Origin of the sequence: Pseudarthrobacter sp. C1 (assembly GCF_034720455.1) — a bacterium.
GTDB lineage: Bacteria > Actinomycetota > Actinomycetes > Actinomycetales > Micrococcaceae > Arthrobacter.
On record NZ_JAYESK010000002.1, the window covers coordinates 332,825 to 345,254 of the forward strand.

The 12,430-nt window shown below is 67.0% G+C and carries 11 protein-coding genes and 1 riboswitch; of the genes, 6 read left to right on the forward strand and 5 right to left on the reverse strand.

Annotated features, from left to right (window positions below; all coding sequences use genetic code 11):
• Positions 1–4: 4 nt before the first annotated feature.
• Complete coding sequence (gene thiS / locus U7114_RS04170; protein ID WP_321213979.1) at positions 5–241, reverse strand: sulfur carrier protein ThiS; 237 nt, start codon at positions 239–241, stop codon at positions 5–7.
• Entirely contained in the window at positions 238–1,557 is a 1,320-nt protein-coding gene (gene thiO, locus U7114_RS04175) for a glycine oxidase ThiO (protein WP_323056612.1), read from the reverse strand. Before thiO ends, thiS begins: the two co-directional genes overlap by 4 nt.
• Positions 1,552–1,669, reverse strand: a riboswitch (TPP riboswitch). (Overlaps the previous gene by 6 nt.)
• A 28-nt stretch (positions 1,670–1,697) precedes the next feature.
• On the opposite strand from thiO, the gene thiE reads away from it, so the two are divergent.
• The 4 genes from thiE to U7114_RS04195 all read left to right on the forward strand — a co-directional run bounded on the left by thiE (position 1,698) and on the right by U7114_RS04195 (position 6,927).
• Positions 1,698–2,453 carry a thiamine phosphate synthase gene (gene thiE, locus U7114_RS04180; RefSeq protein ID WP_321213981.1) on the forward strand — a complete coding sequence of 252 codons (756 nt, stop codon included), beginning with the start codon at positions 1,698–1,700 and terminating at the stop codon, positions 2,451–2,453.
• A gap of 76 nt (positions 2,454–2,529) precedes the next feature.
• A complete protein-coding gene (locus tag U7114_RS04185; RefSeq protein WP_323056613.1) occupies positions 2,530–4,050 on the forward strand; it encodes an RNB domain-containing ribonuclease in 1,521 nt (506 codons plus the stop codon).
• A gap of 304 nt (positions 4,051–4,354) precedes the next feature.
• On the forward strand, positions 4,355–6,046 hold the full coding sequence (locus tag U7114_RS04190) for a DEAD/DEAH box helicase (RefSeq protein WP_323056614.1): 1,692 nt from the start codon (positions 4,355–4,357) through the stop codon (positions 6,044–6,046).
• A gap of 8 nt (positions 6,047–6,054) precedes the next feature.
• A complete protein-coding gene (locus U7114_RS04195) occupies positions 6,055–6,927 on the forward strand; it encodes a DNA-methyltransferase (RefSeq protein WP_157241709.1) in 873 nt (290 codons plus the stop codon).
• Positions 6,928–6,995: 68 nt separating this feature from the next.
• Here the strand turns inward: U7114_RS04195 and U7114_RS04200 are convergent, their stop codons facing one another.
• Both U7114_RS04200 and U7114_RS04205 read right to left on the reverse strand, forming a co-directional pair.
• A complete protein-coding gene (locus tag U7114_RS04200; RefSeq protein WP_157241708.1) occupies positions 6,996–7,226 on the reverse strand; it encodes a hypothetical protein in 231 nt (76 codons plus the stop codon).
• A 254-nt stretch (positions 7,227–7,480) separates the two neighbouring features.
• A complete protein-coding gene (locus U7114_RS04205; protein ID WP_323056615.1) occupies positions 7,481–8,335 on the reverse strand; it encodes a PHP domain-containing protein in 855 nt (284 codons plus the stop codon).
• Positions 8,336–8,474: 139 nt separating this feature from the next.
• On the opposite strand from U7114_RS04205, the gene U7114_RS04210 reads away from it, so the two are divergent.
• Positions 8,475–10,061 carry an aminopeptidase P family protein gene (locus tag U7114_RS04210; protein ID WP_321213986.1) on the forward strand — a complete coding sequence of 529 codons (1,587 nt, stop codon included), beginning with the start codon at positions 8,475–8,477 and terminating at the stop codon, positions 10,059–10,061.
• A gap of 98 nt (positions 10,062–10,159) precedes the next feature.
• Here the strand turns inward: U7114_RS04210 and U7114_RS04215 are convergent, their stop codons facing one another.
• Positions 10,160–11,065, reverse strand: coding sequence for a general stress protein (locus U7114_RS04215; RefSeq protein WP_323056616.1), 906 nt, complete (start codon positions 11,063–11,065; stop codon positions 10,160–10,162).
• A 77-nt stretch (positions 11,066–11,142) separates the two neighbouring features.
• On the opposite strand from U7114_RS04215, the gene U7114_RS04220 reads away from it, so the two are divergent.
• Complete coding sequence (locus U7114_RS04220; RefSeq protein WP_104998511.1) at positions 11,143–12,426, forward strand: magnesium transporter MgtE N-terminal domain-containing protein; 1,284 nt, start codon at positions 11,143–11,145, stop codon at positions 12,424–12,426.
• The last annotated feature ends 4 nt before the right edge of the window (positions 12,427–12,430 follow it).

A 12,430-nucleotide genomic window follows, 5' to 3' on the forward strand; every position in this document is an offset into this window, starting at 1 on the left:
GTGTTCAGCCTCCCTGTACTGCCGTGACAAGTTCGACGTCGTCACCCTCGGAGAGTGCGGTAGCGAACCACTGGCTCCGGGGCACCACCTGGGCGTTGCGCGCAACGGCGACGCCCAATTTCCGGCCGTCGGTTGCGTGGCCGTCAGCGGCCAGTGCGCGGCCGGTGACCTCGGTGACGAGCGCGGTGATGGACGCGCCGTCGGCGACTGTATGTCCGGTTCCGTTCAGGGTGATGTTCATGCTGTCTCCTTGGGGTTGGGTAGGGTGGCCGCTGCAGCAGGCCGAACGGCGACGCCGGAAAAGCGGCCGGGATTGAAGGGGGCCCAGCGGGGGTCCTCCCTGCCTTCGAGCAGGTCCCGGCATATCGCGGCCGCTGCCGGGGTGAGGAGGACGCCGTGGCGGAAGAAACCGGTGGCAATGATGAGCCCCTCCACGCGGCTTTGCCCTGAAGGGCCGTCCTCCAGGGGGACCCGCCCGAGCAGCGGGGCGTTGTCAGGTGTGCCGGGACGGGCCCGGGCCGTGCATTCCAGCAGCTCAAGTTCCGCCACCGCAGGCACCAGGACCTGGGCGTCGCGCAGCAACTGGTAGACGCCCCCTGCCGACACTGCCCCCGCGCTGGTTCCGCTGTCCTTCCCCAGTGCGTCCTCACGCTGCGTTGCCCCGATCACCACGGTGCCGTCCTGCCGGGGGACGATGTACACAGGGATCCCGCGGACCAGTCCGCGGACGGTGGAGGTCAGCAGCGGCTGAAGGTGGGCGGGGACGGCGAGGCGAAGGATGTCACCGTGGACCGGCCGCAACGGCAGGTGCAGCTTTTCCGGCAGCCCGGTCAGGGCCGCAGCGTGCAGTCCGTTGGCCACTACGGTCTCCCTGGCCGCCACCGTTCCTCCGCCCTCCAGCGTGACACCGGCGACGGCTCCGTCCCGCCAGAGCAGGCCCGCTGCCCGGTCCGGCACGGCGTAGCCCTCGGCGGCTCCGGCCACGAAGCTTCCGCCGGTTCCGCCGGCGTGCCGGGCCAGGGCACGGCGGAAGCAGGCGACCAGCAGCCTGGGGTCCACCTGGTGGTCCGCCGGTGTATTCAGCGCCGAGGCAATGGCCGGGCTCAACAGCGGCTCCCGGCGCCGGGCTTCACGGATGGTGAGGGGCTCAACCGTCAGTCCATTGGCCTGCTGCACCTCGCGCAGGTCCAGCAGCGCCTGCCGGTCCGCAGCGTCGGCACCCACGGCGAGGGTCGGCGTCGTAAGATACCCGGGATCCGAACCGGCAGCCGCGGCAAGGCCAGCGGCGAAACCCGGCCAGCGCCCGGAGGCCTCCAGCATGAGCTCCAGGAGGTCCTCCTCCTGGTAATGCAGTTCGCTCACCGGGGCAAGCATCCCCGCCGCGGCCCAGCTGGCACCGGAGCCGGGGGCGTCATCGATTACCACCGCTGAATGTCCGGACCGCCTCGCCTCCCAGGCGATGCCGTGGCCGATGACTCCCCCGCCGATGACCGCAACGTCGGCCTCCAGTGCGGAGCCGGGCGCGGGCCGGTACGGGGCGTCGAGCGCATTGGGCATAAGTGTCTCCTTCCCTACGCCGGTATTAGCCGGATCAGGTCAAGCGGTCGGCTCTGACGCCCTCTCAGCCCGGCGCTTTATGACAGCTGCCGCGGCTCCCGCAGTACGAGGCCCAGTCTAGAGGAACTAGGCTGGCACCCATGAATGTGTCCCACCCTCCTGCCGCTGCATCCCCCGTCCCGGCTACCGACGCCTTTCTCAACGCCGAAGGCAGTTCCGGCGTGCAGGCCGCACGCCTTTACCTCTGCACGGACGCGCGCCGGGAGCGGGGCGATTTCGGGCAGTTCGTCGATGCCGCCTTCGCGGGCGGGGTGGACATCATCCAGCTGCGGGACAAGTCCATCGAAGCCGCCGAGGAGCTGGAGCTCCTGGCCGTACTCAAGGAATCGGCGGTGCGGCACGGCCGGCTGTGGGCGGTGAATGACAGGGCGGACATCGCCGTGCTGTCCGGAGCCCCGGTGTTCCATATCGGCCAAAAGGACCTGCCCCTCAAGGCGGCCCGGACGCTGTTGAACGGCAACGCGGCCATCGGCCTGTCCAGCCACAGCCCGGAGCAGGTGGACGCCGCCCTGGCTGCCGCCGCCGGCCCCTCGGCGCTGGACTACTTCTGCGTGGGGCCGCTCTGGGCAACACCCACCAAGCCCGGACGGGCCGCCGTCGGGCTTGACCTGGTGAGGTACGCCGCCACGGCTGTTGCCGGGGCGGACGGGCAGGAGGACACGCCCGACGGCGGTGTCCCCTGGTTCGCGATTGGCGGCATCGACCACTCCAACGTCGAAGAGGTGGTGGAAGCCGGCGCACGCCGGATCGTGGTGGTCCGGGCCATTACCGAGGCTGACGATCCGGCCGCGGCCGCCGCTTCGCTCCTCAGCGCCCTGGACGCCGCCCGCCCATAATCCCGCGCCGGAACTGGCGTTCCTCTCCGGGCCGCTTCCGTGCACTATTGACGAAATTCGGGCTACGCTGATTTTCGTGTCACACCATCGGCTGGCCCCCAATGTCCACGAGCACACCAACGCACTCGAAGCGGCGCTGGGCGCGCTCCGGAGTGAGCTTGAGCTGCCGGGCGCCTACCCTGATGATGCCGTGAAGGACGCCGAGGCCGCCGTGTCCGCATTGCAACTGCCGTCCCATGACCTGACTTTCGTTGAATTCATTACCATCGATCCGGCATCGTCCACCGACCTGGACCAGGCGCTGTTCATCGAGCGGGACGGCAACGGCTACCACGTTCTCTATGCCATCGCCGACGTGCCGGCGTTTGTTACTCCCGGCGGCCCGCTGGACGCTGAGACGCGGCGTCGGGGACAGACTTTTTACACGCCGGACGGCCGCATACCGCTGCATCCCGAAGTCATCAGCGAGGGGGCGGGAAGCCTCCTGCCGGGACAGGACTGTTCCGCGTTCGTGTGGGACTTCCGTCTTGACGTTGACGCGGAGGTCACGGCCGTGGCCGTGCGGCGTGCCCGGATGCGCAGCCGCACCAAGCTCAGCTACAAAGGCGCCCAGGCGGAACTGGACGCCGGCAGCCCTTCCCCTGTGCTGCGCCTCCTTAAAGAGGTGGGGCTCAAGCGCGTGGAGCTGGAGCGCGCCCGGGAGGGTGCCAGCCTGAACATGCCGGACCAGGAGATTGTCCAGCTTCCCGACGGCGGCTACCGGATCGCCGCCGCCCCGCAGCTGCCCGTGGAGGACTGGAACGCACAGATATCGCTGATGACCGGCATGGCAGCCGCACAGCTCATGTTGGCCGGGAAAGTGGGCATCCTGCGCACCATGCCGGCCCCGGACGAGCGTTCCCTGAACCATTTCCGGCTGCAGACAGAGGCCCTCGGAAAGCCCTGGGACGGCGAAGTCAGTTACGGCGAATACCTCCGCAGCCTGGACCCCACCCATCCCCGCCAGCTCGCAATCCTCCACTCCGCAGGGATGCTCTTCCGTGGGGCGGCCTATACGGCCTTTGACGGCACCGTCCCGGATGACGCCGTTCAGTCCGCCATCGGCGCCGCGTACGCCCATACCACCGCCCCGCTTCGCCGCCTGGTGGACCGCTTCGTGCTGGTCACCTGCGAGGCCTTGAGCAATGGCGGCGAGGTGCCCGCGTGGGTGCGGGACGCCCTGCCGTCGCTTCCCGAGATCATGGCGGGCTCGGACCAGCTGGCGTCCCGGATGGAGCGAATGGCGCTGGACACGGTGGAGGCGGCACTGTTGATCAACCACATCGGACAGGAGTTCGACGCGATCGTGATTTCAGGGTCGAAGCCCCAGAAGGAGAACGGGAACGGCGGCATGAGCCGGAACGGCAACGGCAAGGGCAAAAACGGCAACGGCAAGAACGGCAACGGCGGCTCCGGGATCATCCAGATCGCCGAACCTGCAGTGACAGCGCGCTGCGCCGGTGAACTGGAGGCCGGAACCAAGGTCCGGGTGCGCCTCATGTCCTCGGACATCGCTACCCGTGAAGTGCATTTCGAGCTGGTGCCGAAGGCGCCGTGACCCGGGGCGGTTTTGTGGCAAATCCGGCCCGCAGTGCGGGCAAAAGCCGGATTTCGGTGCCCTTGCGGCTAGACTGAAGAGGTAGAAATGGATGCCCGGTCGTTGATTTCCTTGATTTGAAACCAACAAGCCCGCCCCTACGCGATCTTGAGAACCACCCGCTGGTCACCAGTGCCAGCATAAAGATAGCCCGCGATCGGCTTCCACTGGAATTGCTTGCGCGCCTGAGCGTGCTCCGGAACGGCCTGCCGGCCGGCCCGTTGAGCAGGCAGCGCCATTGCCCAAATGAATAAGGAAACTCCACGTGAGTGAATTGCATACCCACCAGCTTCTGACGGACGACTCCGGCACCGAAACGCTTGAGCCCGAAGAAACCATCATCTCCGACGAGAAGCCGCACGAGATTGAGGAGAAGTCCTTCGCGGACTTCAACGTCCGCGCCGACATCGTGGAGTCCCTGGCCGACGCCGGCATTACCCACCCCTTCCCCATCCAGGCCATGACCCTGCCGGTTGCCCTCTCCGGACACGACATCATCGGCCAGGCCAAGACCGGCACAGGCAAGACCCTCGGCTTCGGCATCCCCGCCCTGCAGCGGGTAGTGGGCCGGGACGACGCCGGCTACGAAAAGCTTGCCGTCCCGGGTGCACCGCAGGCACTGGTCATCGTCCCCACCCGTGAACTGGCGGTGCAGGTGGCCAACGACCTGCAGACTGCATCCCGCAAGCGGAACGCGCGCATCGCCACCATCTACGGCGGCCGGGCCTACGAGCCCCAGGTGGAAGCCCTGAAGAACGGCGTGGAGGTTGTGGTGGGTACCCCCGGGCGCCTCATCGACCTCTTCAAGCAGAAGCACCTGAGCCTGAAGAACGTCAAGGTCGTCATCCTGGACGAGGCCGACGAAATGCTTGACCTCGGCTTCCTGCCTGACGTCGAGACCCTGATCGCGGCCACGCCGGCGGTCCGCCAGACCCTGCTGTTCTCCGCCACCATGCCCGGCCCCGTCATTGCCATGGCCCGGCGGTACATGACCCAGCCCACCCACATCCGTGCTGCTGATCCGGATGATGAAGGCCTCACCAAGCGCGATATCCGCCAGTTGATCTACCGCGCGCACAGCATGGACAAGATCGAGGTTGTCGCCCGCATCCTGCAGGCCCGCGGCCGCGGCCGGACCATCATCTTCACAAAGACCAAACGCACTGCCGCCAAGGTTGCCGAGGAACTCGTGGACCGGGGCTTCGCGGCCGCCGCCATCCACGGCGACCTCGGCCAGGGCGCCCGCGAGCAGGCCCTCCGGGCCTTCCGCAACAACAAGGTGGACGTCCTGGTGGCAACCGACGTCGCCGCGCGCGGCATCGACGTCGACGACGTCACCCACGTCATCAACTACCAGTGCGTGGAAGACGAAAAAATCTACCTGCACCGCGTGGGCCGCACCGGCCGCGCCGGCAATAAGGGCACCGCTGTCACCTTCGTGGACTGGGACGACATGCCCCGCTGGGGACTGATCAACAAGGCCCTGGGCCTGAGCGTGCCGGAGCCTGTGGAGACCTACTCGTCTTCCCCGCACCTCTTTGAAGACCTGGACATTCCCGAGGGCACCAAAGGCCGGCTCCCGCGCGACAAGCGCACCCTGGCCGGAGTTGACGCCGAAGTCCTGGAAGACCTGGGCGAAACGGGCAAAAAGAACGCCCGCGGGGGCCGCGACGCCGGCAGTTCCCGCGACCGCGACGGCCGGGGACGCGACAGCCGGGACCGCGGCGCCAAGCGCGAAGGCGGGCGCAGCGGCGACTCCGCTGCCCGCACAGGTGAGCGCCGCCGTCGTACGTCCGAGCCTGCCGCAGCTCCCGTCACTGCCGGTGATGCCAACGCCGGTGCAGGCGAAGCAGAGCAGCCCTCCCGCACCCGCCGCCCCCGCACGCGTACCCGCCGCCGCAACGGCGAGGTAGTGGGCGCCGACAAGGCCACGCAGCCCGGCAGCACCGAGGCCTAAACCCCTCCATGACTGACACTGTCTGGGCGCCGGACGGCAGCAGCCTGGTGGTCCACGCGGACAACGCGGACTTCCTTCCCTCGCTGCCGGACGGCGCCTTCACACTGATATACGTGGATCCGCCGTTCAACACCGGCCGGGCCCAACGGCGCCAGCAGACCACCATGGTGGCCAATGCGGACGGCGCCGGCGACCGCGTCGGATTCAAGGGGCGCTCCTACGACACCATCAAGGGCGCGCTCCACCGGTATGACGACGCGTTCAGCGACTACTGGTCTTTCCTGGAGCCCCGGCTCGTGGAAGCGTGGCGCCTGCTGGCCGATGACGGCACCCTCTACCTGCACCTCGACTACCGCGAGGTGCACTACGCCAAAGTGATGCTGGATGCCATCTTTGGCCGCGAGTGCTTCCTGAACGAGATCATCTGGGCCTATGACTACGGAGCCCGCGCCAAGAACCGCTGGCCCACCAAGCACGACAACATCCTGGTGTACGTCAAGAACCCGGCGAAGTACCACTTCGACAGCGCGGAGGTGGACCGTGAGCCGTACATGGCACCGGGCCTTGTGACGCCCGCCAAGCGCGAACTGGGGAAACTGCCCACCGACGTCTGGTGGCACACCATCGTCTCCCCCACCGGCAAGGAGAAAACCGGATACCCGACGCAAAAGCCCGAGGGCCTGGTCCGCCGGGTGGTTGCCGCCTCAAGCAGGCCCGGAGACTGGTGCCTGGACTTCTTTGCCGGCTCCGGGACCCTGGGTGCAGTGGCGGCCAAGATGGACCGGAAGTTCGTGTGCGTGGACCAGAACCAGCCGGCGATCGACATCATGGCTAGGCGCCTGGGTGCCCACGCGGAGCTCACCGCGTTCCCGCCCAACTAGGTAGCGCCAAGTGTCGTTTTGACCCAGCAAAACGACACCTAGCGCGACTTACTTCACCCTCACCGGCTTTACGGGCAGCCCTCCATCAACTGGATCCCGTGGTCCGTCTGCCGGCTCACGAGTACTGACCCCTGGGAATCGCAGATTGCATTGACGAGTAGGGCATGGCCTTCGCCGCCCTGGAAGTTGCCCTTCTCGCCGGGCAGGCCGAACCCCTGGACTGTTCCGGGCGGGACAAATGCCCAGACTTCCGGAGCACCCTCGAAGACACTGGGAAGCCAGGCCCAGTTCCCGTTCAAAATAGGTCCGTCAGTACAGGTGGACCCGCACGCGGCAGGCGGCCGGCTGACGTTGATACAGTCAAGCGCGTTGGCTGCTGCGGGAACGAACAAAAAGGCTGTGGCTAGGCCGGCCGCAGCAAGGGACTTTTTCAGCATCGATCTCTCCGTCATCAGTTGGTAGTGACTCGATGAGACCTGGACCGGCTGGCGCCGCTCCCCCAGTACGCGCAAGGTTACTCGGCCCTGCCTGCTAGTCAATGCGTGGGAGCAAGTTACTTCTCCGCGCGCACGACCTTGGTGCCCGTCCCGAGTTCCTCGATCCGGGCGAGGACGTCCGGTGAGGTGAGGTTTTCCCCCAGCACGTTGGGCTTACCGGTGCCGTGGTAGTCCGAGGAACCGGTAATCAGCAGGTCATGCTTGGCCGCCAGCCGCCGCAGGAAGCCGCGCCCCTCCTCCGGGTTGTCCCGGTGGTCGATTTCCAGGCCCGCCAGGCCGGCGTCGATCATTTCCTGGTAGACACGCTCCCCCACGATGCGTCCCCGGGAGGACGCCACGGGGTGGGCGAAGACCGGGACGCCGCCGGCGGCGCGGACCAGTTCGACGGCGATGGCCGGCGCGGGTGCGTAGTGCTGGATGAAGTAGCGCGACCGTGAGGTCAGGATGGAGGCAAAGGCCTCCGAACGGTCCTCCACGACGCCGGCAGCCACGAGGGCGTCTGCGATGTGGGGCCGGCCGAGGGTGGCGCCGGGGGCCACATGATGGATGACGTCGTCCCAGGTGAGGGGGTAGTCCTCGGCAAGGAGGGTGACCATCCGCTCGGCGCGGGTGTGCCGGGCGTCCTTGGCCTTGGTGATTTCCTCAAGGAGCCCCGGATGCTTCGGATCGTGAAGGTAGCTCAGGAGGTGCACGCTGATGCCCTCCTCCGTCCGGCAGGAAACCTCCATCCCGGGTACCAGGGCAACACCGTGTTCAACAGCTGCCAGGGAGGCTTCGTCCCAGCCGGCAGTGGAGTCATGGTCCGTCAGCGCTATCACGTCCAGGCCGGCGCGGGCAGCGGATGCCATGACGTCTGCCGGATTCTCGGTACCGTCGGAAACATTGGAGTGGGCATGCAGGTCGATCCTCACCTGTCCAGAGTAGTTGACCTTGAGTTCACCCCGCGTATGCCCTGCTGCAACCCACGTCGGCGGACACGCCCCGGCAGAACCAGCCCGGCCGGTGGTCCGCCTGTTCGCGCAGCCGCGGAGCTGGTGAGACGATGGTGCCGTGAACGATGCCGAAAACACCCCTAACTCTGCTTCCCAGCCCTTGGACGAGCGCGTCAACAACCGCTCCCAGCGGCCCAGTTCCGACGCCTTCAAGGCCTTCATGGCCAGCAACTGGGCGCCCTCCCGCCAGGAACTCCCCGAGCGCGACGCCGTGGCCGGTTACGCCGCGGCCCGGCGCAAGGCCATCTCCAGCCAGTTCAAAGGTGAACGCCTGCTTATCCCCGCGGGCCCGCTGAAGGTCCGCTCCAACGACTGCGACTACCGTTTCCGCCCCCACTCCGGTTTTGCGCACCTCACCGGCCTGGGCCTGGACCACGAGCCTGACGCGGTGCTGATCCTGGAGCCGGTGGAGGAAGGGAAAGGCGACGACGGCGGCAACCACCGTGCCACGCTGTACTTCCGGCCCTTGGCCGGGAGGGACACAGAGCAGTTCTATGCAGACTCCCGGTCGGGTGAATTCTGGATTGGCGCCCGCCCCACGCTGGCCGAGTTCGAGGCACGCCTGGGCCTTGCGACGGCACACATCGACCAGCTCGAGACGGCAATCACCAAGGATGTGGGCGCCCCGGAGATCGGCGGCATTTCCATCCGCCTGGTCCGGAAAGTGGACGAAAACATCGACGCGCTGGTGGACACCGCCCGCTACAACACGGCAAAGGACCCGGAGAACCTGGACCTCGAGGTCCTCGATGCCCTCGACGAAAAGCTAAGCGAAGCCCTGTCCGAACTGCGCCTGCTGAAGGACAGCTGGGAGATTGAGCAGATGAAACTCGCGGTGGCAGCCACCGTTGAAGGTTTCGAGGAAGTGGTCAAGGTCCTTCCCCGCGCCCTCACTCATGCCCGCGGTGAACGGGTGGTGGAAGGCGCGTTCTTCGCCCGTGCGCGCGAAGTCGGGAATGAGCTGGGGTACGACACCATCGCAGCCTCCGGCAACAACGCAACCGTGCTGCACTGGACGCGCAACACCGGGAAGATCCACGCCGGCGAGCTCCTCCTCCTGGACGCCGGAGTGGAAGCAGATTCCCTGTACACGGCAGACATCACGCGGACCCTTCCCGCCAGTGGCGTGTTCAGCGACATCCAGCGCAAGGTCTACGAAGCGGTGCTGGATGCTGCCGACGCCGGGTTTGCCGCCGCTCAGCCCGGCGCGAAGTTCCGCGACATCCACACAGCGGCAACCACGGTGCTGGCTGAGCGGCTTGCCGAGTGGGGACTCCTGCCGGTTACGGTAAAGGAAGCCATCAGCCCCGAGGGCCAGCAGCACCGCCGGTGGATGCCGCACGGCACCAGCCACCACCTGGGGCTCGATGTCCACGACTGCGCCCAGGCCAAGCGTGAACTCTACCTTGACGGCATCCTCACGGAAGGCATGGTGTTCACTATCGAACCCGGCCTGTACTTCAAGAACGAGGACCTGGCCATTCCGGAGGAATACCGCGGGATCGGCGTCCGCATCGAGGACGACATCCTGATGACGGCCGACGGGCCGGTCAACCTGAGCGCCGCCCTGCCGCGCAAGGCCGGGGACGTGGAGGACTGGATGGCCGGGATCTACCGTGAAGCCGAGGGAACCAAAGAGTCCTAGCCGGACAACAGAAAGCGGGGCTACCGGAAGAGTTTTCCGGTAGCCCCGCTTTTGCCTGTGGCGCCGGCGTTTGCCTGTGGCACCAAGGCGGCCGTTCGCTACTGCCGCCCCTCGCCCGGGTGCTGCTGATTGTCTGCGTCTTGCTGCCCGTCAGCGGGTTGCCCATGATCCCCGTGCTGGTCGTCTTGGGGCTGGGCGGTCCCGGCAGCGGGACCCTGCGGCAGCCGGACACCATATTGGGGCCGGCCGTCCGGCAGGTCCGGGTACCGGACAGCACGTGCCGGGGCCGGCTGCTCCTGGACGGCGGCGTCCTGGCGCGGCCCGGCGCCGGCGTGGTCACCGGCCTGCTCCTGCGCGGATGAACCTGCGGAAGACTGGCCATAGGGGTCACTCCATCCCGAGGGACGGGCGGGCGCCTGGCCCGGCTGCGGGGGCTGGTACGGCTGGCCCTGGAAGTCACGCTGGGTGTACGGTCCCCCGCCGGCTGCCGCATCCGAGCGCGTCATGGGCAGCTGCTGAAGGAGCCGGCGCGCCTCGTGTGCGGCTTCCGGCGACACCACGACGTCGTAGCTGGTGGCCACCACCTGGCTGGTGGAGGTGAAGTCGCGCTTGCCCCGCTGCATGGCGTAGGTGACGATGCCGAAGAGCATAAAGAACGCCGCGCCCATCAGCACCGACGTGAGGATGGAGAAGTACCCCGGTGACGGTGCGAAGAAGGAGAGCATGACACCAACGAACAGGCCGAACCACATGCCGCTCAGCGCTCCGGACAGGGCAACCCGGGGATAGCTCAGGCGCCCCGTAACCCGCTCCACCATCTTCAGCTCGTTGCCCACGATGGACACCATGTGCACGGGGAACTGCTGGTCCGCGAGGTAATCCACGGCCTTCTGGGCATCCAGGTAGGAGGTGTAGGAACCCACGGTGTCGCCGGCGGGAACGGCCCGGGACTCGTCCATTCCGCCGGGCCCGCCGGCCTTGGGAGCACCAAATATGTTTGCCATACCCCCATTCTTGCCCATGCGCATGTGTGCTGCCTGTAAATTCAGCTAAAAGAGAGCAGACTCGGTAGCCTGTAGGAGTGAGCACAACTCCTACCCGCGTCTTCGTGGCGCGCCTTCTGGGCCTCGACGTCTTCGACCCGCTGGGCGACCGGCTGGGCCGGCTGCGCGATGTTGTTGTGCTGTCCCGTGGAACCCAGGGCGCTCCGCACGTGGTGGGCATCGTCGTCGAAGTTCCCGGCAAGAAGCGCGTGTTCGTGCCCATGACCCGGATCACCTCCATCGACCAGACGCAGATCATCTGCACCGGACTGGTCAACCTCCGCCGCTTTGAGCAGCGCGGCGCCGAAACCCTGGTGGTGGCCGAAATGTTCGACCGCCGCGTCACGCTCCGGGACGGAAGCGGCGATGCCACGATTGAGGACATTGCCATGGACCAGACCCGTTCCGGGGACTGGTTCGTCAGCAAGCTCTTTGTCCGGCGCGGCCACTCCCTTTCCCCCCTGAGCCGGCTCCGCCGCAACGAGACCCTGATCATCGATTGGGCTGACGCCCTCCAGGGCGCGCGTACCGAGCCGCAGGCTGCCACCCAGTTCGTGGCCAACCATGAAGACCTCAAACCCGCGGACTTCGCCGAGGCCCTGCAGGAAATGAGCGATAAACGCCGTTTCGAAGTGGCGAGCGAACTGCAGGATGAGCGCCTGGCAGACGTCCTGCAGGAACTTCCGGAGGACGACCAGGTGGAGATCCTGTCTGCCCTGGACGTCCAGCGCGCCGCCGACGTGCTGGAGGAGATGGATCCCGACGACGCCGCCGACCTCCTCGGCGAACTCCCTTCCGCCCAGGCCGAAGAGCTGCTCCAGCTGATGGAGCCCGAAGGCGCAGAGGACGTCCGGCGCCTGCTGGAATACGACGAAGACACCGCCGGCGGCCTCATGACCCCGGTGCCGGTCATCCTGCCGCCCGAAGCCACGGTGGCCGAGGCCCTGGCGCATGTCCGGCGCGAGGAACTCTCCCCTGCGCTGGCCTCCTCCATCTTCATTGCCAGGCCCCCGCTGGAGACCCCCACCGGCCGTTTCCTGGGCGTGGTCCACATCCAGCAGCTGCTCAGGTTCCCGCCGTTCGAACCTCTCGGCAACCTGGTGGACAAGAACCTCGAGCCGCTGTCGGACCAGGCGCACATCAGTGAAGTCGCCAGGACCCTGGCTACCTACAACCTGAACTCCCTCCCCGTGGTCAATGACGCCGGCCGGCTTGTGGGGGCGGTGACTGTTGATGACGTTTTGGATCATCTGTTGCCGGATGACTGGCGAGCCCATGACGGCGAAGCCCCGATAAGAAGGCTTGGTGGCCGTATTGGCTGACAGC